Origin of the sequence: Nioella aestuarii (assembly GCF_050896395.1) — a bacterium.
Lineage (GTDB): Bacteria > Pseudomonadota > Alphaproteobacteria > Rhodobacterales > Rhodobacteraceae > Nioella > Nioella aestuarii.
Map to the genome: position 1 here is coordinate 51,633 of NZ_JBPBBA010000005.1, position 19,548 is coordinate 71,180.

Consider the following 19,548-nt stretch of genomic DNA (forward strand, 5'->3'; position numbering starts at 1 on the left):
TTTCTGGGGACCGGAAGCGGGGTCAGCGGAAAATGCAGACCGTGCCAGACCACAGATGTTCCACTATTCCCTCCCTCTCTGACAAGAGGCCATGGATCTGTCCGGCCTGGAATTCCCATCCGAGGGTGGATTCCATGACGTCCAGCGTTGCGAAACTGCCGAGTGCGGCCAGCGGAGTACCAAGCCCGACGCCGGCCTGTGTGGTCAAGGTTGAGCCGCGGCGCAGCATAAAGCCCGCCAGCTGATCCTGCTGATAGATCAGGTCGATCTGGTTAGGGAAGCTGACGACGACAACGGGGCCTGCGGGGCATTCCTCGGGCAGGTAGACCGAGAAATCATGCCCCATGATCGTGGCAAGGGTCCGCAGGCTTTCATGGAAGGGCGCGCCGAAGGGCAGGGTGGCGGTGGCAGTGGCATCAGCTGCAGACAGTCCAAGCCCGCCCTGGCCGATGGTCACTATATCGCCTGGGGTGGGGGAATAGCTGTCGGCCAGTGCGGGCGCAGCCAAAAGGATAAGGAGAACGGGAAGGGTCGGTCGCATCAGGCACCTGTGATTGGTCGCCTTCAGTCTCTGTCAGGGGAGGAAACGCAACAAGGGGCAGCCAATGGCCGCCCCTTGCGTAAGCCAAAACTGGCCGATCCGTCGATCAGAGCGCCAGGTTCGGGATGATCTGCTTTTTGCGGGACACGACGCCGGGCAGAACCACGGTGTCTGCATCGCCCACGACGGTGGCAAAGCTTTTCTCGGCCACGGTCTTTACCAGATCGTTGGGAACCAGCAGGGTGGATTCCTCGTTCAGGATATCGACGACGAAGAGCAGCACCTGATCGACGCCATCCTCCTCAGCCACCTGCGGCATCGTTGCGACGAGGCTGTCCTTGCGGGACAGGACGGTGCCGGGCGAGGTGGTTTCCAGAACCGAGACGCGGAATTTGGTGCCGCTGACTTCGTAGGCCTTGGAGTCCATGCGCAGCAGTTCCGCATCCGAGAAGGCGGAGACATCGGATTTGGCGGCGAACATCTCGGCCGCATAGGCGGCGGTGTCGATGCCCAGATTGGCGGCCAACGCCTCGACCACTTCACGGTCACGATCGGTGGTGGTGGGGCTGCGGAATTCCAGCGTGTCAGAGAGGATGCAGGACAGCATCGCGCCCTTGATCGCCTCGGGCATCTTGGCGGCGTCGTCGCCCATCAGGTCATGCATGATGGTGGCGGTGCAGGCCACGGGGCGGATGGTGATGTCGATCGGGCCCTTGGTTTCAATCCCGCCGACCAGCTTGTGATGGTCGATAATCGCCAGAATGTCGGCGTCGTTGATCGCGTCGGGCAGTTCGGCGGGGTTATTGGTGTCGACGATGACAACCGGCGCGCCCGCGTCCACGGCGTCGATGATGCGCGGCTTGGGCAGGTCCCATTTTTGCAGGACGAATGCGGCTTCGGTGTTGGGTTCGCCAAGAAGCACAGGCTCGGCTTCGCTGCCCTTCACCTCGTTCAGATACCAGGCCCAGATGATGGGCGAGCCGGTGGAATCGGTGTCGGGGGATTTGTGGCCGAATACGAGGGTGGTCATGGGGACGTTCCGTTCAACTAGAGTTTGCGCGCGTCATACAGAAGCTACGCAGGCTTGTCAGGTGGAAGTTGTGCCGCAGGAGGGGACAATCAGGCAGGTGGAGCCGCGCGGTCCTTCAGCCGCTGTGCGATCCAGCCTGCCAGGCGTTTGAGACCGATGCCGGTGCGGAACTCGAACTCTTCGTAGTGGATGTCGCGGGCGCTGACCCCATGGCGGGAAAGGCCTGACTGCAACGCCCGGCGCAGCCCGGCGGGGCCACAGAACCAGAGCTTCATGGGGCCATTTGCGGTGGTGGCGATCCGGTCGGCTGTCAGCCGGTCGCCGGTTTCGGAGGTTATGATATGAAGGGTCAGATTGGTCGCGCGGGCGGCGGCGGCCTCGACCCGCTCGATCTGGGGCGCCTCGGCACGAGAGCGGACGCACCAGAAAAGCGTGACCGGTTCAGGCAAGTCTTCGGGCAGCGCTTCGGCCCAGGCCAGGAACGGCGTGATGCCAATACCGCCCGCGACCCAGATTTCCGCCGCCTGTGCAGGGGCGCGCCGCTGGAATCGCCCGTACGGCCCCTGAACGGTGACAGCGTTGCCCGGGGTTAGGTCGCGGCCGAGACGGTGGGTGAAATCGCCAAGCGCCTTCACGGTGATCTGAAGCGTACCGTCTTTGGCCGGAGGGGCAGACAGGGAGAACGGGTGCGGTTCGGTGAGGCCACGTGCCGCGAAGGTGAAAACGGCGAACTGGCCGGGGGCGAAGCGCAGGGTTTTGCCGGTCGGAGCCATGGTGATCTCGATCGCGCCACCGGTTTCGCGGATCGCGCTAACCTCGTAGCGGGCCGAGCGGCGCATCGAGGCGGGCAGAAGCGTGACAGCATAGGCCAGCACACCTGCGCCGCAGATTGTACTGACATAGAGCCCGAGCGGTGAGCCGTTGGCGAAGGGCTTGAGGATGAACAGGTAATGGATGGTCCCGGCGATGAAGAATCCGCCCATGGCCTTATGGGTCCAGCGCCACAGATGGTAGGGGATGAAGGTGGCGACAGAGATCACCACCAGCACCAGCAACCCGTATAGGCTGAGTTCCCCAAGGGTTTCGGCAATCTCGGTCAGGGCGGTTTCCCGGCCAATCCCGTCCATGTCTGCATCAATCGTGTCATGCAGCAAGATCGCGGCCATCGCCACGATGCCGGACCATTTGTGTAGCACGTAGACCCGGTCCATCGGGCCCATCAACGCCTCGATCCCTGCTGTGCGTGTGGCCATGATCTGCGCCCAGGCCATCAGGATCAGCGCGAGTGTGCCCAGATACTGGCTGAACAGCGCCACCGGGTCGGTAATGTCGGGCAGGCTGGCGAAGAAATAAGCGGGGATAAGGCAGGAAACGAGAATGATGGCTAGCCCGGCGGCGCGCATTGCTGTGGCCCTCTTACTTTGCGGTTCAGGATGCCGGAATGGGCTAACGGGCCGGGCGCTGTCTGTCAGGGCCTTACTCTACCTTTGCGGGAATCGTTCTCGGGATGGTGCGTGAATGCCACGTCCGGTTGCGCCGCTTCGTCCGGTCCTCATGTGCGCCGTGGCGCTGGGCCCGACCGAACGCGCGGTCATTCCGCGGCGAGCTGACCCGCCCCCGCAAGCGCCGAGACCACCCGGTTGCGGCCCTGATCCTTGGCGCGGTACAGCGCAAGGTCCGCGTGTTTCAACATGTCGGCCACATGTTCTCCGCTGGCCGGGTAACTGGTGACGCCTGCCGAAGCGGTGATGCGGGGCAGTTTGCCGTCGCCATAGGCCAGTTCCAATTCACTCAGGGCAATGCGGAAGGTTTCCGCGATCTCGAGGGCGGCGGCGTGATCCAACCCAGGCAGCAGCGCCACGAATTCCTCACCTCCCAGCCGGCAGGGGGCCAGCGGTGGGGTAAACACCTCTCGCATCAATGCGCCGACCTCTCGCAGTACGATATCACCTGCGTCATGGCCGTGATGGTCGTTGAACTTCTTGAAATGATCCACGTCGATGGAGATGAGAGATAGCGCATTGTCCTGCCTTCGGGCGCGGCCAATTTCCTTATGGGCGGCGTCGAGGAACCAGCGCCGGTTCCAAAGGCTGGTCAGCGGGTCGCGCACGGATTGATCCATCAGTTCCTGCCTTAGCTGCACATTGGCCACCGCAAGGCTGATTTGTTCGGCGCAAAGCAGGCCCAGTTCCCACCTTTGTTGCAGAAAGGTTTGCACCATCTTGCGCGACATGATCGACCGGTCGAATGCCGAGAAGGCCAGGTGCAGCAGACCGATGGTTTCGCCATGGGCGATGATCGGAAGGCAGAAATAGGGGGTGTCTTCGCCGTCCACATGGCTGCAGGGAAATTCGATGGCGCGGGTGCCGTAGGAATAGGCGCGGCCGCGGCGCAGGGCCCAGCAATCTTCGGCATCTATGTGTTTTTGGGGCGCGTGATCGCCCCAGGAGGTTTCCAGATCCAGCGTATCGCGGGAGTTGGAGTAGATATAGAGCTGCCCCTCGCTTTCCGGGATCAGGGTATGCATGGATTTCTGGACGACCTTCAGCAGCTCCTCCAAGGACTTGGCGGAGTAGAGCCATTCGCTGACCTGGCTAAGCAGTTTGCGTTCATGTTGACGCTGTTCTTCGTTGGCCATCACCTCGCGCGTCTTCTCCTCCATCTTGCGGCGCTTGGAGATGTCGCGGTTGATCGACATGTGGTTCGTGTGATTGCCCTCTTCGTCAAAAATCGGTGTCAGGGTCTTATCCACCCAGATGGGTTCACCGGTAGCTGAGTAATGCAGGATATCGACGGTCAGAACCTCGCGCCCCTCAATGGCGCGCAGAACCTTATCGCGTGCATCCGGGTCGGTTTCCGGACCATCAAGCAACCCACGCGCGGGCAGACCTATGATGTTCTCCAGCCGGTGGCCGAACATGCGTTCGAAGCCTGTGTTGACCCAGACGATATCATTGGCCAGATCCGTTATCAGAACCGCGTCGAGGATATGGCGCAGTGTCAGCTCTGCGTAACGCCGGTATTCCACCGCCTTGTCAGCTTTATCGTCTCGGGTCTTGGCCAAATCATTTTCCCGGTTCACGCAGGTTCCGCGGGCGAGGCTATGGGCGAAGAGTGAATAAAACCTTGATACGGAACAGGGTTTCACCGGGTGAACTGTCTAAAATTCTTAACGTCTGCACGTGAGCGAAAAAACTTGCAGGGCTTTGTTGACTCTCTTCGGACACCTCCCTATCTACGTCGCGTTAGCACTCGGCACAGGTGAGTGCTAACATGGGAGAAACAAACGAACCGAAGGAGTGTTCGAGAGATGGCATTCAAACCGCTGCATGACCGTGTGCTGGTGCGCCGCATCGAAGGCGACGAAAAGACCAAGGGCGGTCTGATCATTCCCGATAGCGCCAAAGAAAAACCGTCCGAAGGCGAAATCGTTGCCTGCGGTGAAGGCGCTCGCAAGGATTCGGGCGAGCTGATCGCAATGGCTGTGAAAGCCGGCGACCGCGTACTGTTCGGCAAATGGTCGGGCACCGAAGTATCGGTCGAGGGTGAAGAGCTCTTGATCATGAAAGAGTCGGACATCCTCGGCATCATCGCCTGAGCCGTCCCATTTTCGACTGAAACCAAGACATTCCATGGAAGGAGCCACCGATGGCTGCTAAGGACGTCAAGTTCAACACCGATGCCCGCAACCGTATGCTCAAAGGCGTCAACATCCTCGCCGACGCGGTGAAGGTTACCCTCGGCCCCAAAGGCCGCAACGTCGTTATCGACAAATCTTTCGGCGCCCCGCGCATCACCAAGGACGGCGTGTCCGTGGCGAAGGAAATCGAACTGGAAGACAAGTTCGAGAACATGGGCGCACAAATGGTGAAGGAAGTCGCTTCCCGCACCAACGACGAAGCCGGTGACGGCACCACCACCGCGACCGTGCTGGCCCAGGCCATCGTCAAGGAAGGCATGAAGCAGGTTGCTGCTGGCCTGAACCCGATGGATCTGAAGCGCGGCATCGACCTCGCCGTGTCCAACGTGATCGAGTCCATCAAGGCCTCTGCGCGCCCTGTGAACGACTCTGCTGAAGTCGCTCAGGTCGGCACGATCTCTGCAAATGGCGAAGCCGAAATCGGCCGCCAGATCGCTGACGCGATGCAGAAAGTAGGCAATGACGGCGTTATCACCGTCGAAGAAAACAAGGGTCTGGAAACCGAGACCGAAGTTGTGGAAGGCATGCAGTTCGACCGCGGCTACCTGTCCCCCTACTTCGTCACCAACCCCGACAAGATGATCGCAGAGCTCGACGATGCGATGATCCTGCTGCACGAAAAGAAACTGTCTTCGCTGCAGCCGATGGTTCCGCTGCTGGAGCAGGTGATCCAGTCGCAAAAGCCGCTGCTGATCATCGCAGAGGACGTGGAAGGCGAAGCGCTGGCGACCCTCGTGGTCAACAAGCTGCGCGGCGGCCTGAAAATCGCAGCCGTCAAGGCACCGGGCTTCGGCGACCGTCGCAAGGCCATGCTGCAGGACATCGCGATCCTGACCGGCGGTCAGGTGATCTCCGAAGATCTCGGCATGAAGCTCGAGTCCGTGACCATGGACATGCTTGGTACCGCCAAGAAGATCCAGATCACCAAGGACGAGACCACCATCGTTGACGGTGCAGGCGAGAAAGCAGAGATCGAAGCGCGCGTCGCCCAGATCCGTGGCCAGATCGAGGAAACCACCTCTGACTACGACCGCGAGAAGCTGCAGGAACGTGTTGCCAAGCTGGCAGGCGGCGTTGCCGTCATACGCGTCGGCGGCATGACCGAAGTGGAAGTGAAAGAGCGCAAGGACCGCGTCGATGACGCGCTGAACGCAACCCGCGCGGCCGTTCAGGAAGGTATCGTCGTCGGTGGCGGTGTTGCCCTGGTTCAGGGTGCCAAGGCTCTGGAAGGCCTGGAAGGTGCAAACAGCGACCAGAATGCCGGTATCGCTATCGTGCGCCGCGCTCTGGAAGCTCCGCTGCGTCAGATCGCTGAAAACGCAGGCGTCGACGGCGCTGTTGTCGCGGGCAAGATCCGCGAAAGCGCTGACAAGGCCTTTGGCTTCAACGCTCAGACCGAAGAATATGGCGACATGTTCAAGTTCGGCGTGATCGACCCGGCGAAAGTGGTGCGTACCGCTCTGCAGGACGCGGCCTCTATCGCTGGCCTGCTGATCACCACCGAAGCAATGGTGGCCGACAAGCCGCAGAAAGAAGGCGCTGGCGCAGGTATGCCCGACATGGGCGGCATGGGCGGCATGGGCGGCATGATGTAATCCACCCATGGCTTTGAATAAGGAAAGGGCGTCCCATCGGGGCGCCCTTTTCTGTTTCGCAGGTTATCGAGCCTACCAGTTGCCGGACCGCGACGGACCCCGTTTATCCTCAGTCAGGTAAGTCAGGTCGTCCCGGATCACGCCTGCATCCTTCAGCAACCTGTCCGGCAATTGCGACATCATCTGCCGGGCCTTTCTTTCACACGCCCAGACCCGGACCGCGTTGATCAGATGGGTCAGCAAGCCCCGCGCCTGGCCGCTGGTGACAGTGATGATGGGCGAATTCATGGAGGACTGCATTCTGTTTCCTTTCGTTTAGAACCTGCCAACAGACTGTCAGACCCGGCTCTCATGCCGATAGTTCAGGAATCGCAGCGCCCCCGGTTCAAAAAGTGAACTGGCCTGAATGCGCCCCCATGACATACCCTACTGATCAAGGAGGTGACGGATGCCACGAAAACCCTACGGATTGTTCTGCCCAGTTTCCAAAGCGTGCGAAGAGTTGGAGCCCAGATGGACGATACAGATTCTGGGTGAGCTTTGGGATGGATCGACACGCTTCAACGAAATCCGAAGGGGCGTTCCGGGAATATCGACGGGGCTTCTGTCCAAACGCCTCAAGGAGATGCAGGCCAAGGGCCTTGTCGAACGGGTCGAGGACCCGGCAACCGGAGCGATCGACTACTTCCGCACCAAGAAAGCAGAAGAGCTTGATGACATCCTGGTCGCGCTCGGCCATTGGGCGCAAAAGAACATCAAAGCTGAGATCGCCTTAGAGGATCGCGACGCCAGCACGTTGATGTGGACGCTTAGGAAGAAGATTCTGGACGAGGAACTTCCCAAGAAGCGGAATGTCTTGAGGTTCAACTTCGGTGACGCCCTGCCGCCTTGTTCGACCTATTGGTTGATCACCAAGCCCGGCGAGCCGGCCGAGATCTGTGTATCGGACCCCGGCTTCGACATCGATCTTTTCATCGAGACCGATGTGACTGTCATGTCCGGCATCTATCTGGGACGCCGCCGACTGGCCCGCGAGATTGAGGATGGACGCCTTTTCCTGAGCGGAGATGCCCGGATCGCCAAAACCATGGACCGCTGGTTAAAGCTGAGCGTCTATGCAGAGACGGACGGGATAGCCTTGGCATGATCCGTCTCGCCGGGATGCGGCTGACGAGGCTGGCAGTGCGGCGGGGCAACGCTTTTCGCAGCTGACTACGCGGACCTGATGCCGTGCAGGACAGGCGTGGTCGGCCATGATCTACACCACGATGACGCCTTTTTCGGCCAGCAGGGCTTGGGCCTTTTCCGTCGATGCCGCCGCCAGTGTGCCCGGGCCCACGACCGTAACCTCATAACCCCGGTTGCGCGCAGCGAGCGCCGTTTTCAGCACGCAGTAGTTGAAGTCCAGCCCGACCAACCGCAGCCGTCCAACATCCAGGCTGTTCAGCACCTGATCGAGTTCGCCGGTTTCAAAAGCATCCTGAACGCGCTTGATTATGGAGTGATCAGCGATATCGGCAAAGGGTGCAGCAAGGCCGGTGCCCGGCGTTCCGGCCACGGCCTGGCCCTTCATCGCCAGGCGCGCGATCAGCTTTGTAGATGGAATCGACCACTCTTGACGGATGGCGATAACGGGCGTTCCGGCGGCTTTTGCGGCGTCGATTTCCATCAGGATTGCCGCTTGTGCTGCGCGCCGGTCGCTCTCTGAATAGGGGCCGTCCTCCCAGAATACCGATTGCAGGTCGATCAGCAAAAGCGCCGACCCCGGTCGGTCCCCAATTGGTTCCCCATTGCTGACAGATCCGATGCGTCGCGCGCCATTCGCAAGCCATGCGATACCTGCAAGCAAAGCTGCGCCCAGTGCATATCCAATCACGTGATGTCTCCACCTTGTTGCGCTTTCAATCTGTCTGTGACGGCGCGCACAACGCGCAATGCGGTCGCTATCTCTTCCTCTGAGAACTCGGCGCTGATGGTGGCCATCAACGCCATTTCAGCGGACATCACATTCTCGATCAAATTGCGCGCGTCTTCTGTGAGGCTCAGCAGCCGGGACCGCTTGTGGCGCGGGTTCGGGCGCTGACGGGTAAGGCCCGACGCCAGAGTGTCATTGACCATAAGCTGCACATATTGACGGTTGATCTCCAATTTCGCGGCGATTTCGGGGACTGAAAGATCTCCGTGGCGATGCAGAATTTCCAGAACGGCCCGCATCCTTACCGTCAGGTCCGTTCCGTCCAGCCCTTTCACCACACACGCTTCAGCAGCTTGCATTAAGGGGCGGGACATCCAGATGAGATCGTAGAGTTGTTCCTGTTTCATAATGACACTATAAATGTCAAAATGACATTTGCAATGTCAAAATCGCCTGTTGACCCATGTCCAGACTCGCGCCGATCCTGTCCCTTCTTTCGCCCGGCAGATGCGGTGGTTGTCATTTTCGCCCCACTTTGAGCCAAGTCATGGCACTTACACACTAGGGGGTGATCTCTTCCGATCATGACTGGTGACTGAAAGGGCCGACCAATGCGATTTCTCAGCCGAATAGTAGCCGTTCTGACGATGAGCCTTGCCGCGGCGTGCCCGGGCGTGGCGCAAGAAGAAGGCCGGGCGCAATTTGGTGGTGACCGCTATCTCGCGGGCACAAACATTGAGGCGACGGAAGACACCGACCGCGATCTCTTCATGATGGGCGAGACCGTGAGTGTTGAAGCCCCCGTTGCCGGCAGTGCGCATCTTATGGGCCGCAGACTGTCGGTTGAGGCGGCACTGGGCGGCAACCTCTACACCATGAGCTACGCCCTTGACCTCAACGCGCCCGTTTCAGGATCGGTAAGTGCTACCGGGGCAGAGTTGCGTCTGAACGATGAGATCACCGGCAACCTGCGCGCAAGCGGATGGGAAATCCGTCTGGATGGCCCGGTCGCGGGCAGTGCGTTGCTGGCGGGCGGGCAGATCACCCTGGACGCGGCCATTGCAGGAGACGTTGTGATCGCCACCGACGATCTTCGCTTTGGTGATGATGCGTCGGTAGGTGGCACCTTGACCATCTATGCTGAAGATCCCGAGAGCGTCACTGTGCCAGACAGTGTTGCGCCTGCAAGTCGGGTCGAGATCTTGCAAGGGGACAGCTACGACGACACCCATGGCAGCGCTTGGCCCATCGCTGAACCACCCAGTTTTGCCTCGCGGGTCGGAAGTTTCCTGACCGGTGTTCTGATCGTGACGGGCCTGGCGGTGGCGCTGGCCGCGCTGATGCCCGACAGGTTGGCAGAACTGCGCGCGCGCAGTGTCGAGCACCCCGGCCAAAGCCTTTGGTCCGGGTTCCTGGGTTTGTCCACATTGGTGGGGGCGGGCTTTGTCGCCTCGCTGACCATCGTCGGGATCATCCTGATGCCTGCCGCGATCCTTCTTGCGGTCCTGGCGATGCTGGTGGGTTATGTACTGGGCGTCTACGTGCTGGGTGGGGCGATTTGGAACGCCCTGGGTCGCGCAGCCCCGACAGACCTTTTCAGCAAAGCGCTGATGGCGCTGTCCGGCGCGGTTCTGGCGGCGCTGATCGGGCTGATCCCTTTCCTTGGCTGGCTTTTTGCGCTGGCTCTGGGGCTGGTGGGCGTCGGTGCGATGGTCCGCTCGTGGAAATTGCGGCGGCAGATCGGCTACTGATCGGCAGAGTTGCGCGGGTTCAGTTCCTGCTGCCAGTCATCCAGCGCCTGGATGGGCCAGACAAGGCTGAGTGTTGATAGGGTCAGGCTGTCCCGTGCAACGAAAGTTGCGGTGAGTTCCAAAACCACGATCAGAAGGAGCGACCACAATGGGCGGATCGCACTGGCCAGAAAGAACCCACCCATCATGAAGACAAAATCGGCCATCGCATTCAATACGCTGTCACCAAGGTATCCCTGATTGATCGTGGTGGCGCGAAAGGCGTCGAGCACCCAATTGGTGTGCTCGATGATTTCCCAGCCAACGCCCGTGAAGATGGCAAAAGCATAGATCCAGTCAAAGCTGACCCGGCGCGCCAGAGCCCACCCTGCCAGACCGATCAGCATTCCATGAACGACGTGTGACAGGGTATACCAGTCAGCGACATGCTGAGAATTGCCCGAGGAAAAGATCGACCCAACCCAAAGCTGCACATATCCGCATGTGCAAATGATTGGTTGGCCCCATACCCACAATGTCAGACCGATGGCGGGTAGTCCCAGACCGGTGGCCCAGTGCAACAGAGTTCGGGTCATTGCGTGTCCCCCTTTTTCAAGTCTAGCTCCTTAGGTAATTCCGGGAAAATGTTTTTTAGAAGCCGATGTGACCGACGGCAGGGCTTCCCTTTCGCGCCGCAATTGGGCAGGGAACATGCATGATGCTGCCACCCCTGACCCTTTCCAACGCTGACGTTTTGCGCCCTGACGGCTTTTCCCCTGCACCGGTTTCAATCGCCGACGGCCTGATCAGCCAAGGGTCCGGTAAGGTGGTGGACCTGTCGGGCTATATGATCCTGCCCGGGATCATCGACCTGCATGGCGACGGGTTTGAACGCCATGTAGCGCCGCGCCGAGGGGCGGTGACTGATCCGGGCGAGGGGCTGGCGACGCTGGACGCGGAGCTTGCGGCGAACGGGATCACCACTGCCGTTCTGGCCCAGTTCTTCAGCTGGGAAGGTGGTATGCGCGGACCTGATTTTGCCGAGACGCTGGCGGGTGCGCTGACACATGCGCGGCCCCTGACCGATATGCGGATGCAATTGCGGCTGGAGATTAACCTGCTGTCCCAGTACCCCCGCGCGCTAGGCCTGATCCGGGGCGCTGATATCGGCTATGTGGTGTTCAATGATCACCTTCCCCATGCGGCGCTGGCTGCCGGGAAACGCCCGCCGCGTCTGACCGGCCAGGCCCTGAAAAGCGGCCGCAGCCCAGAGGCGCATCTGGCCTTGCTGCAGACGCTTCACGCATTGCGGGGCGAGGTTCCGGGTGCCCTCACGGAGCTTGCAAGGGGACTGCTTGCCGAAGGTGTGACCCTTGGAAGCCATGACGACACCACCCCGGAAACCCGCGCCAGATTCCGCGCCATGGGCGCGCGGATCGCGGAATTTCCCGAAACCGCCGAGACCGCGGCTGCGTCCCGTGCAGCAGGCGATGCGGTGATCATGGGGGCGCCCAACGTTGTACGAGGCGGGTCACACGACAAGAAAGTCGCGGCCGCAGAGATCGTTCGGGCCGGCCACTGCGACGCGCTGGTGTCGGACTATCATTACCCGACCCTCCGGCAGGCGGCCTTTGTGCTGGCCGCGAGGGGTGTGCTGCCGCTGGAGGAGGCTTGGGCACTGATCTCCAGCCGCCCGGCAGAGGTGATGGGCTGGACCGACCGGGGACGGCTGGACACGGGCCTGCGCGCTGACCTTGTTATCGTAGAGAAGACGACACGTCGGGTAGCGGCCACCCTCTGCGCAGGGCAGGTCAGTTGGATGGCGGGCTCCGTCGCCGCGCGGTTCCTCTAAAGTGCGTGCCCCCCCGGACGGCCCCGGTCGGGCCTGCGCGCGGACCGGACCGGGCAGCGCAGGTCTGCGCGCCCGAGGGGCGGTGATACCGGGGGCCACGCTTTCCCTTGCGTCCGGGGCATTGCTAGGGTGTTCTGGCCCCCTGCAACACTGGACCCTTCCCATGCGCCTTGCTTTGCTCACCGCCCTCACAATGCTGGCCTTCGCGGCCAATTCAATCCTGAACCGCATGGCGCTGGCGGAGGGAGATATTGATGCCCTTGGCTTTGCCATTATCCGGGTCTTGTCCGGCGCGGGGATGCTGGTGGCGCTGACCCTCATTCAGCGGCGTGGTCTGCCGCTGTTCCAGCCCATTCGGATTGTGGGCGCGGTCTCGCTCTGCCTCTACCTTCTGGGCTTTTCCATCGCCTACCTTCGCCTCGATGCCGGTCTTGGGGCGCTTATTCTCTTTGGCTTCGTGCAGATCACCATGTTCGCCGGCGCGATCCTGGGGGGCGAATCCGTGCCGCCTGCGCGGTGGCTCGGGGCGGGGTTGGCCTTGGCGGGGCTCGGCTGGCTGGTCTGGCCGGCAGGCGAGGTCACGGTGCCGCTGATGGGCTCTGTCTTCATGGCCTTGGCGGGCGTGGGCTGGGGCGTGTATTCGCTTGCGGGCCGCAGGGCGGGCGATCCCCTGGCGGCGACGGCGGCGAATTTCATCTGGGCTTCGCTGATCTGCCTGATCATCCCCATGTTCCTGCCTGTCCAGATGGAGCCGGTGAACACGACCACAAAGGGCATCCTTCTGGCCTGCATATCAGGCGCGGTGACGTCGGGCCTTGGCTATGCGCTGTGGTATTCTCTGCTGCCGCAGCTCAAGGCCACGGTGGCGGGATTGGTGCAGCTTTCCGCCCCGGTCATCGCGATCCTGGGGGGCGTGGCCCTGTTAGGCGAGGGGCTGTCGCTGCGGCTGGTGCTGGCAGCGGCGATCGTGCTGGGGGGCATTGCTTTCGGTCTTCTGGCACCTCAGCGCAGGATCGGCTCCAGCGGATCATAGAGAATACCCTCACCCCAGGCCGCATCGGCCAGGCTGTCGGGTTTGACCTTGATCGTGGCCATCTGCTCGCGGCTGAACAGCCTGCGTTCGCAGACCACCCTTTCGGGGTCTTTCCAGCTGTTGTCGACCTGGCCTGCCAGCAAGGTGCAGCGGAAATAGACATCGACCTGATGGAAGCTGCCATCGGGATCGTGAAACTCATTTACCAGGCAGGGATCGCCCACGCCGACGGTCAGGCCGGTTTCCTCGTGAAACTCGCGGGCCAGGTTGTCGGGCAGGGAACTGCCGCGCTCCACTCCGCCGCCGGGCGCGCACCACAATCCCCCGCGATGCTTGGGCCATGCGTTGACCAGAAGCAGCCGGTTGTCGATCAGAAGAAGGCCGCGGACGGCGAGGCGGGGGGAGGGTGTGGACATGCGCGCGATGCTGCCCGGCTTGAGCCGGTTTCGCAAGGGGGCTTGGGCTTTGCGAGAGAGAGCCTAGATAGGGGGGATGAAACCGGTTTTTCCCCTTCTGGTAGCGATGATGCTGGCCCCGATGACTGCCCGCGCCGATTGCGTGGTTCTGCTGCATGGGCTGGCGCGCGGCACGAACTCGCTTTGGGTCATGGAAGAGGTTCTGGAAGCGGAAGGCTATCAGGTGGTGAACCTGGGCTATCCTTCGACGGAAGGCACGATCGAGGAGCTGTCCACCGCCGCGATAGAACCCGCCCTTGCCAGTTGCGCGCATGGCACGGTGCATTTCGTGACGCATTCCATGGGCGGCATCCTTCTGCGCCATTGGCTGGCGGAACACGACCTGCCACCCCTCGGCCGGGTCGTGATGCTGGCCCCGCCCAATCAGGGGGCGGTGCTGGTGGATTATTTCGACGACCTCGCGGCATTTGACTGGGTGAACGGCCCCGCCGGGCAGGAGCTTGGGACGGGTGAGGACAGCGTGCCGCTGGCCCTGCCGCCCGTGGATTTCGATCTCGGCGTGATCGCGGGCTATGGCTCGATCAACCCTGTGACCTCGGCACTTATCGAAGGGCCGGATGACGGCAAGGTCTCGGTTGAGGAGACCATGGTCGAGGGGATGTCGGATTTCCTCGCCCTGCGTGTGAGCCACACCTTCATGATGAACAACCCGGTTGTGGTGGCCGAGACCCTGGCCTTTCTGCGCACGGGGGCGTTCGAGCGGGATCTTGATCTTCTGGATGCGGTGGAGCAGTTGCTTCCCTGACGGGACCCGAGAGCGCGCCTCGTCGACCCCCGCTGGCGCGGGGGCACTCCTCGACCCGCGTTGCCACGGTTTTGTGGTGAAGGGGGGGGACCTGTCCCGGCGGTTGCGCCGGTGGCGGGGTCGGATGCCTCCGGCGGGGGTATTTTGGCAAAGAAGAAGGGGTCAGGCGGGGCCGATCACCGTGTTCACATGGCCCATCTTGCGGCCCGGACGGGTGTCGGCCTTGCCGTAGAGGTGGATCTGGGTGCCGGGTTGGGCGGCGAGATCCGGGGCCTTGTTCACATCGTCGCCAATCAGGTTTTCCATCACCACATTTGCGTGGCGCTTGCCGTCGCCGAGGGGCCAGCCGGTCACCGCACGGATGTGCTGTTCGAACTGGTCGACGGCGCAACCCGCCTGTGTCCAGTGGCCGGAATTGTGCACGCGGGGGGCGATCTCGTTGACCACGAGACCTTGTGGGGTCACGAAAAGCTCTACCCCCATGACGCCGACATAGTCGAGCGCGTTCAGGATGCGGGCGGCGAGTAGGACGGCGTCGCTGCGCAGGCTCGGCGGGATCGCGGCGGGCACGGTGGTGGTGGCGAGGATGCCGTTTTCGTGGACGTTTTCGCCGGGGTCGTAGCAGGAGATCGACCCGTCGCGCCCGCGTGCGGCAATGATGGAGATCTCTCGGGAAAAGTCGATGAAGCCTTCCAGGATCGCGGGCGCACCGTTCATGTCGGAAAGTGCCTGATCGGCATCGGCGGGCGTCATGATCCGGGCCTGTCCCTTGCCGTCATAGCCGAAGCGGCGGGTTTTCAGGATTGCGGGGGTTCCGATCTGGGCGATCGCTTGCGCCAGATCCTCGGCGCTGTCCACAGCGGCGAAGGGGGCGGTGGTCAGGCCGATTTCGGTCAGGAAGGTTTTCTCGGTCAGGCGGTCCTGGCTGACCTCCAGCGCGCGGCGCGAGGGGTAGAGCGGGGTGGTGTCCGAGAGGACATCCAGCGCATCGGCGGGGATGTTCTCGAACTCGTAGGTGATGAGATCGACGGAGGCCGCGAAAGCCGCCAGCGCGTCAAGATCATCATAGGCGCCTTGGGTGACACGGGCCGCCACGTCCCCTGCGGGGGCGGCGTCAGGTTCATAGATATGGGTCTTGTAGCCGAGGCGGGAGGCCGCGACCGAGAGCATCCGGCCCAATTGGCCGCCGCCCAGGATGCCGATGGTGGAGCCGGGTTTGAGCATGTCACTCATCGACCGGCACCTCTGGGATAGAAGCCGAAAGCGCGTCGCGCCAGGCGTCGAGCCGATCGGCCAGGTCAGGGTCGCCAAGAGCGAGGATGCCCGCAGCCATGAGACCCGCATTCTTCGCCCCTGCAGACCCGATGGCCATGGTGGCGACGGGATAGCCGCGCGGCATTTGCAGGATGGAATAGAGGCTGTCGACACCTGACAGGGCCTTGGTCTGGACCGGCACGCCAATGACCGGAACACGCGTTTTCGACGCCATCATACCGGGCAGGTGCGCCGCCCCGCCTGCGCCCGCGATGATCACTTTCAGCCCACGGCCCACGGCCTCCTTGCCATAGGACCACAGCCGGTCAGGCGTGCGATGTGCAGAGACGATGCGCGCCTCGTAGGGCACGCCCAGTTCATCCAGAACATCGGCTGCTTCCTTCATCGTGGGCCAGTCCGATTGGCTGCCCATGATGATCCCGACCTCGACCCCTGCCATCGCGTCAAATCCTTGCTGTATCTCAGGAAGCGCGCACTATAATCATGCGCCGGGGTTACGCAATGATATCCGGGGTCAACTCATCCTCGATCCGCGAAATCGCGTCTTTCAGCATCAGCTTGCGCTTTTTCAGGCGCCGCAAGGTCAGTTGATCGGGCAGGGGGCGTTCCTCCAACGCGCCAATCGCCTCGTCCAGATCCCGATGTTCCCGCGTCAGCACCCCAAGCTTGACGCGCAGCACATCTTCATGGGTCATTTCGTTGGGGGCGTTCATGGGCACTGGACCTGCTGACTGAGTCGCCGTCTGGCGGGAGTTTGAGAATACCGGATTATACCGCTTGGGCAAAGCGTTGCGCGCCTTGCAAGGGCCGCGAACCGCCCCCATATTGAGGAAAATGGCCGCCATAACGGGGCCGACACATGCAGATCGCTTGGTAGAGGATGTGCCCGATGACGAAACTGACCCTTGGTTCGCACCCCTTCCTTCTGGGATTCGACCAGCTTGAACGCCTAGTGGAGCGCACCGCGAAATCCGGCAATGACGGATACCCCCCCTATAATATCGAAGCGAAGGGCGAGAACGCCTTTCGTATCACGCTGGCCGTTGCGGGCTTTGCCGAGAATGACCTGTCGATCACGCTGGAAGACCGCCAGCTGGTGATCCGGGGACGCCAGGGCGATGACAGCGAGGGCCGTGTTTTTCTGCATCGGGGCATTGCCGCCCGGCAGTTTCAGCGCAGCTTTGTGCTGGCCGATGGGGTCGAAGTGATGGGGGCTGCGATGGAACACGGGTTGCTGCATGTGGACCTGAAACGCTCAGCCCCTGAAAATGTGGTGCAAACAATCCGTATCAAGACCGGAGGATCCGGGGATGAATGAACCCAATACCAAGATGACGCCGGGTGCGCGGCCCATCGTCTATGTGCGCAAGGTTCGTGTGGCTGACTTGCCGGACAACATTCGGGCACAAGCCAGTGGTGCAGGGCTGAAAGAGCTTTATGCAATCGGCAATGAAGAGGGTGAGCAACTGGCGCTGGTCAAGGACCGCAAGTTGGCTTTCGTGGTTGCGCGTCAGAACGACATGACGCCGGTCAGCGTTCACTGACCCCGCAAGACGCAGCACAAAATGGGCGCCCCGTTAACAGGGCGCCCATCTTCGTTTTCTCTACGAGGTACAGGTCGCAGAGAGATCACAATGGGATAACGAGCCTCAGGAAGCCTGACAGGCCGCTTTCCTCGATGCCGCCGAAATCGAAGATCCGGTAGGACACGCCCGGGGTCAACAGAACCCCGCCCGCCATCGGAATGGCCATGTAGGCGTCGGCGCGGCCATAAATCCCGGATTCGTTGGCTTGGAAAGACCCGCCGAACCCGTCAACGCCAGCCCAGCCATAGCCGAGGTTCAGCCCGAAGCCGAAGGTCGGCACGGCGATGGAGCTGCTGGAATAGCCGCCGCCGAGCGGAGTTTCAAAGGCGGCCCCCACGAAGACGCCCGTAAAGGTCGAGCTGCCATAGGTCGGATACAGCCAACCGCCCGCCTCGAACGCGTTCACATCCGCATTCGTGTGCTCCAGCCCGATCGTATAGGCCAGCGCCGGTGCGGATGACGAGCTTTGTGCGGCAGCACTGAGCCAGGTGGCCGCGACCATCAGGCCGAGCGCGCTGCCGATATGGATGTTTTCCCCACCACCGCTGCCGGCAACAGTGCGGCAATCGGAGCAGAACGGAGACATGAAGCCAAAAGTGAGCCGGTCAGGTCCGCGTGCGAAGCTGCTTGGGCCGCTGAAGCTGAACGGAAGACTTTGTGCCATGGCACTGCTGGCGATGGTTAGAGACAGGACCAGGCCTGCCAAAATAGAGACGACTTTTTTCATGATCCCAATCCCCCACAGATTGTATTGCCCCTCAGCGTCGCTCTGCTGACCAATTCCTTCAAGCCACCCTGGTGATTGAGGTCACGGGTGTTGCAGAAAGGTTTACGCAACGTAAAGTTATGCGTGGAATCAAGTGATTGGCAGCAGGACCTTTGCCTCCATCGCACAGATCTCGGGGCGGGCCAGAGGGCCATAGGAGGCGGTTGCGTGCCGGAGTTCGGGGAAAATCCGCAACACCTCTTCGCGCGCGGCATGATCCAGCGCCTTGATCGAATGGTCCGCAGGATGAAAGCTTTCGGCAGCGATGCCCTCGGCCTGAATGATCTGGTGGCGGTCGAACAGCAGATGCCAGTATTCCACGCTGTCACAGGGTTCAGACCGGATCTGGCGACCGTCGATCAGGTGCTTGGCGGCCACCAGAACCTCCCGTCCACCGAATAGCAGTTCTGCCCGCGGCCCCTCGATCAGCAACCTGTGCTGGGGTGAGACCAGAAGACGGCGACGATTGCCCAGAACACCCTTGCCGATCGCCACTGGCGCCAGATCACCCCGCCCAGGAACCCGCCGTCCGCCGATCCAGCGCAACGGCTGCGGGCCGTCGTCGCGGGTGCGGATCAGATCACCAGGCCGCAGGGTTTCGACCGGGCGATCCCCTTCGACCGTGCCGATGCGGGTGCCGCGCGCGAAGCAGACGAAGAAGTCGGTATAGACCGGGTCGGCATCGAAGCCGTTTCCGTTCGAGTAGTTGACCGAGATATCGCGGTCGATGATCGTGTAGGTGGTGCCGGGGACGATGCCGCCCTGGCCGGGGTTCGAAGGGTCTTCCATCACCACGAAATAGCCGTCCGGTGTGATGCCCTGGTTGTTGCCCTGCTGGCTGACGCCGGTGTTGACCCAGACCATCACGAATGTGTTGGTGCCATCGGTCACCTGATAGGCCAGTTCGTATTCATGCAGCTGATCGGAATAGGTGGTTCCGTCCACGGTGCCGCTGACCAACTGGTCGCTATCGACGGGGTTGAAGTCATCGGGCGTATTGTCGGTGCCACCATCGGTTACGGTAACGATATCGGCGGTGGCATTGGCCCCAACGGTAAAACTGTCCCCAACGCTCAGAGAGGTGGGATTGCCGATGTCTTGAAGGCTCCACGCCTGCATATCGTAACTTGGCATCTCGTGTGCATCCTCGAATTAGCGCCGTGGTCGCCCACGGACCGGAGGCCCCCAATTCCCTGTCTATTCGAAAAAAAGGGAATGACCGGGGCGCAATCCTGTCGTGATAGCGGCAGTTGAATGAAACCTAGGCCCAAAGTCTTTCCAACCGGTTAATCCGGACAGCAAAA

At 61.6% G+C, this 19,548-nt stretch carries 23 protein-coding genes; 9 read left to right on the forward strand and 14 right to left on the reverse strand.

The window, feature by feature from the left end:
* Positions 1-22: 22 nt before the first annotated feature.
* From ACROHD_RS05170 to ACROHD_RS05185, 4 genes are all read right to left on the reverse strand, one after another.
* Entirely contained in the window at positions 23-541 is a 519-nt protein-coding gene (locus ACROHD_RS05170) for a hypothetical protein (RefSeq protein ID WP_432676288.1), read from the reverse strand.
* 106 nt (positions 542-647) lie between these two features.
* Positions 648-1,571: a manganese-dependent inorganic pyrophosphatase gene (locus ACROHD_RS05175; protein WP_432676289.1), complete on the reverse strand. Its 924-nt coding sequence runs from the start codon at positions 1,569-1,571 to the stop codon at positions 648-650.
* An 89-nt stretch (positions 1,572-1,660) separates the two neighbouring features.
* Positions 1,661-2,974, reverse strand: coding sequence for a ferredoxin reductase family protein (locus ACROHD_RS05180; protein ID WP_432676290.1), 1,314 nt, complete (start codon positions 2,972-2,974; stop codon positions 1,661-1,663).
* A 188-nt stretch (positions 2,975-3,162) separates the two neighbouring features.
* Complete coding sequence (locus ACROHD_RS05185) at positions 3,163-4,635, reverse strand: bifunctional diguanylate cyclase/phosphodiesterase (RefSeq protein WP_432676291.1); 1,473 nt, start codon at positions 4,633-4,635, stop codon at positions 3,163-3,165.
* Positions 4,636-4,881: 246 nt separating this feature from the next.
* Between ACROHD_RS05185 and ACROHD_RS05190 the strand changes: the two genes are divergently transcribed.
* Positions 4,882-5,169, forward strand: coding sequence for a co-chaperone GroES (locus tag ACROHD_RS05190; RefSeq protein ID WP_127557536.1), 288 nt, complete (start codon positions 4,882-4,884; stop codon positions 5,167-5,169).
* Between the two features lie 50 nt (positions 5,170-5,219).
* Positions 5,220-6,866, forward strand: a complete 1,647-nt coding sequence (groL, locus tag ACROHD_RS05195; RefSeq protein ID WP_432676292.1) for a chaperonin GroEL — start codon at positions 5,220-5,222, stop codon at positions 6,864-6,866.
* Between the two features lie 72 nt (positions 6,867-6,938).
* Here the strand turns inward: groL and ACROHD_RS05200 are convergent, their stop codons facing one another.
* A complete protein-coding gene (locus tag ACROHD_RS05200; RefSeq protein WP_432676293.1) occupies positions 6,939-7,154 on the reverse strand; it encodes a DUF1127 domain-containing protein in 216 nt (71 codons plus the stop codon).
* Positions 7,155-7,314: 160 nt separating this feature from the next.
* Between ACROHD_RS05200 and ACROHD_RS05205 the strand changes: the two genes are divergently transcribed.
* Positions 7,315-8,013: a winged helix-turn-helix transcriptional regulator gene (locus tag ACROHD_RS05205; RefSeq protein WP_432676294.1), complete on the forward strand. Its 699-nt coding sequence runs from the start codon at positions 7,315-7,317 to the stop codon at positions 8,011-8,013.
* Between the two features lie 111 nt (positions 8,014-8,124).
* On the opposite strand, the gene ACROHD_RS05210 is transcribed toward ACROHD_RS05205, so the two are convergent.
* The gene (locus tag ACROHD_RS05210) at positions 8,125-8,619 is read right to left on the reverse strand and encodes a cysteine hydrolase family protein (RefSeq protein WP_432676295.1); all 495 of its coding nucleotides are present in this window, start codon (positions 8,617-8,619) and stop codon (positions 8,125-8,127) included.
* Between the two features lie 119 nt (positions 8,620-8,738).
* Entirely contained in the window at positions 8,739-9,188 is a 450-nt protein-coding gene (locus tag ACROHD_RS05215; protein ID WP_432676296.1) for a MarR family winged helix-turn-helix transcriptional regulator, read from the reverse strand.
* A gap of 204 nt (positions 9,189-9,392) precedes the next feature.
* Between ACROHD_RS05215 and ACROHD_RS05220 the strand changes: the two genes are divergently transcribed.
* Positions 9,393-10,532: a DUF8173 domain-containing protein gene (locus ACROHD_RS05220; RefSeq protein ID WP_432676297.1), complete on the forward strand. Its 1,140-nt coding sequence runs from the start codon at positions 9,393-9,395 to the stop codon at positions 10,530-10,532.
* On the opposite strand, the gene ACROHD_RS05225 is transcribed toward ACROHD_RS05220, so the two are convergent.
* Entirely contained in the window at positions 10,526-11,107 is a 582-nt protein-coding gene (locus tag ACROHD_RS05225; protein WP_432676298.1) for a DUF2585 family protein, read from the reverse strand. The genes ACROHD_RS05220 and ACROHD_RS05225 overlap by 7 nt on opposite strands.
* Positions 11,108-11,226: 119 nt before the next feature.
* Between ACROHD_RS05225 and ACROHD_RS05230 the strand changes: the two genes are divergently transcribed.
* Together ACROHD_RS05230 and ACROHD_RS05235 are read left to right on the forward strand one after the other, a co-directional pair.
* Positions 11,227-12,363: an alpha-D-ribose 1-methylphosphonate 5-triphosphate diphosphatase gene (locus ACROHD_RS05230; protein WP_432676299.1), complete on the forward strand. Its 1,137-nt coding sequence runs from the start codon at positions 11,227-11,229 to the stop codon at positions 12,361-12,363.
* A gap of 163 nt (positions 12,364-12,526) precedes the next feature.
* On the forward strand, positions 12,527-13,396 hold the full coding sequence (locus ACROHD_RS05235) for a DMT family transporter (RefSeq protein WP_432676300.1): 870 nt from the start codon (positions 12,527-12,529) through the stop codon (positions 13,394-13,396).
* Here the strand turns inward: ACROHD_RS05235 and ACROHD_RS05240 are convergent.
* Positions 13,366-13,812, reverse strand: a complete 447-nt coding sequence (locus tag ACROHD_RS05240; protein WP_432676301.1) for an NUDIX domain-containing protein — start codon at positions 13,810-13,812, stop codon at positions 13,366-13,368. The genes ACROHD_RS05235 and ACROHD_RS05240 overlap by 31 nt on opposite strands.
* 76 nt (positions 13,813-13,888) lie before the next feature.
* On the opposite strand from ACROHD_RS05240, the gene ACROHD_RS05245 reads away from it, so the two are divergent.
* Positions 13,889-14,617: an esterase/lipase family protein gene (locus ACROHD_RS05245; RefSeq protein WP_432676302.1), complete on the forward strand. Its 729-nt coding sequence runs from the start codon at positions 13,889-13,891 to the stop codon at positions 14,615-14,617.
* 162 nt (positions 14,618-14,779) lie between these two features.
* Here the strand turns inward: ACROHD_RS05245 and ACROHD_RS05250 are convergent, their stop codons facing one another.
* Genes ACROHD_RS05250 through ACROHD_RS05260 form a run of 3 tightly spaced genes read right to left on the reverse strand, consistent with a single transcriptional unit; the run spans position 14,780 to position 16,605 of the window.
* A complete protein-coding gene (locus tag ACROHD_RS05250) occupies positions 14,780-15,850 on the reverse strand; it encodes a 5-(carboxyamino)imidazole ribonucleotide synthase (protein WP_432676303.1) in 1,071 nt (356 codons plus the stop codon).
* A complete protein-coding gene (gene purE / locus ACROHD_RS05255; protein ID WP_432676304.1) occupies positions 15,843-16,331 on the reverse strand; it encodes a 5-(carboxyamino)imidazole ribonucleotide mutase in 489 nt (162 codons plus the stop codon). The genes ACROHD_RS05250 and purE overlap by 8 nt, the downstream gene beginning before the upstream one ends.
* 55 nt (positions 16,332-16,386) lie before the next feature.
* Entirely contained in the window at positions 16,387-16,605 is a 219-nt protein-coding gene (locus ACROHD_RS05260) for a YdcH family protein (protein WP_432676305.1), read from the reverse strand.
* Positions 16,606-16,781: 176 nt separating this feature from the next.
* Here ACROHD_RS05260 and ACROHD_RS05265 point away from each other — a divergent pair, with 176 nt between their 5' ends.
* Both ACROHD_RS05265 and ACROHD_RS05270 read left to right on the forward strand, forming a co-directional pair.
* Positions 16,782-17,210, forward strand: a complete 429-nt coding sequence (locus tag ACROHD_RS05265; protein ID WP_432676306.1) for an Hsp20 family protein — start codon at positions 16,782-16,784, stop codon at positions 17,208-17,210.
* Positions 17,203-17,436: a DUF1150 family protein gene (locus ACROHD_RS05270; protein WP_432676307.1), complete on the forward strand. Its 234-nt coding sequence runs from the start codon at positions 17,203-17,205 to the stop codon at positions 17,434-17,436. Before ACROHD_RS05265 ends, ACROHD_RS05270 begins: the two co-directional genes overlap by 8 nt.
* 85 nt (positions 17,437-17,521) lie before the next feature.
* On the opposite strand, the gene ACROHD_RS05275 is transcribed toward ACROHD_RS05270, so the two are convergent.
* Together ACROHD_RS05275 and ACROHD_RS05280 are read right to left on the reverse strand one after the other, a co-directional pair.
* Positions 17,522-18,205: a hypothetical protein gene (locus ACROHD_RS05275; protein ID WP_432676308.1), complete on the reverse strand. Its 684-nt coding sequence runs from the start codon at positions 18,203-18,205 to the stop codon at positions 17,522-17,524.
* A 129-nt stretch (positions 18,206-18,334) separates the two neighbouring features.
* The gene (locus ACROHD_RS05280; protein ID WP_432676309.1) at positions 18,335-19,378 is read right to left on the reverse strand and encodes a Hint domain-containing protein; all 1,044 of its coding nucleotides are present in this window, start codon (positions 19,376-19,378) and stop codon (positions 18,335-18,337) included.
* Between the last annotated feature and the right edge of the window lie 170 nt (positions 19,379-19,548).

Bases quoted from the DNA above. Each gene is read 5' to 3' on its own strand.
- ACROHD_RS05175 (WP_432676289.1), bottom strand. From the start codon at position 1,571: ATGACCACCCTCGTATTCGGCCACAAATCCCCCGACACCGATTCCACC.
- purE (WP_432676304.1), bottom strand. From the start codon at position 16,331: ATGGCAGGGGTCGAGGTCGGGATCATCATGGGCAGCCAATCGGACTGG.
- ACROHD_RS05240 (WP_432676301.1), bottom strand. From the start codon at position 13,812: ATGTCCACACCCTCCCCCCGCCTCGCCGTCCGCGGCCTTCTTCTGATC.
- ACROHD_RS05180 (WP_432676290.1), bottom strand. From the start codon at position 2,974: ATGCGCGCCGCCGGGCTAGCCATCATTCTCGTTTCCTGCCTTATCCCC.
- ACROHD_RS05190 (WP_127557536.1), top strand. From the start codon at position 4,882: ATGGCATTCAAACCGCTGCATGACCGTGTGCTGGTGCGCCGCATCGAA.
- ACROHD_RS05170 (WP_432676288.1), bottom strand. From the start codon at position 541: ATGCGACCGACCCTTCCCGTTCTCCTTATCCTTTTGGCTGCGCCCGCA.
- ACROHD_RS05235 (WP_432676300.1), top strand. From the start codon at position 12,527: ATGCGCCTTGCTTTGCTCACCGCCCTCACAATGCTGGCCTTCGCGGCC.
- ACROHD_RS05220 (WP_432676297.1), top strand. From the start codon at position 9,393: ATGCGATTTCTCAGCCGAATAGTAGCCGTTCTGACGATGAGCCTTGCC.
- ACROHD_RS05280 (WP_432676309.1), bottom strand. From the start codon at position 19,378: ATGCCAAGTTACGATATGCAGGCGTGGAGCCTTCAAGACATCGGCAAT.
- ACROHD_RS05260 (WP_432676305.1), bottom strand. From the start codon at position 16,605: ATGAACGCCCCCAACGAAATGACCCATGAAGATGTGCTGCGCGTCAAG.
- ACROHD_RS05225 (WP_432676298.1), bottom strand. From the start codon at position 11,107: ATGACCCGAACTCTGTTGCACTGGGCCACCGGTCTGGGACTACCCGCC.
- ACROHD_RS05215 (WP_432676296.1), bottom strand. From the start codon at position 9,188: ATGAAACAGGAACAACTCTACGATCTCATCTGGATGTCCCGCCCCTTA.
- ACROHD_RS05200 (WP_432676293.1), bottom strand. From the start codon at position 7,154: ATGAATTCGCCCATCATCACTGTCACCAGCGGCCAGGCGCGGGGCTTG.
- ACROHD_RS05265 (WP_432676306.1), top strand. From the start codon at position 16,782: ATGACGAAACTGACCCTTGGTTCGCACCCCTTCCTTCTGGGATTCGAC.
- ACROHD_RS05205 (WP_432676294.1), top strand. From the start codon at position 7,315: ATGCCACGAAAACCCTACGGATTGTTCTGCCCAGTTTCCAAAGCGTGC.
- ACROHD_RS05275 (WP_432676308.1), bottom strand. From the start codon at position 18,205: ATGAAAAAAGTCGTCTCTATTTTGGCAGGCCTGGTCCTGTCTCTAACC.
- groL (WP_432676292.1), top strand. From the start codon at position 5,220: ATGGCTGCTAAGGACGTCAAGTTCAACACCGATGCCCGCAACCGTATG.
- ACROHD_RS05245 (WP_432676302.1), top strand. From the start codon at position 13,889: ATGAAACCGGTTTTTCCCCTTCTGGTAGCGATGATGCTGGCCCCGATG.
- ACROHD_RS05250 (WP_432676303.1), bottom strand. From the start codon at position 15,850: ATGAGTGACATGCTCAAACCCGGCTCCACCATCGGCATCCTGGGCGGC.
- ACROHD_RS05270 (WP_432676307.1), top strand. From the start codon at position 17,203: ATGAATGAACCCAATACCAAGATGACGCCGGGTGCGCGGCCCATCGTC.
- ACROHD_RS05230 (WP_432676299.1), top strand. From the start codon at position 11,227: ATGATGCTGCCACCCCTGACCCTTTCCAACGCTGACGTTTTGCGCCCT.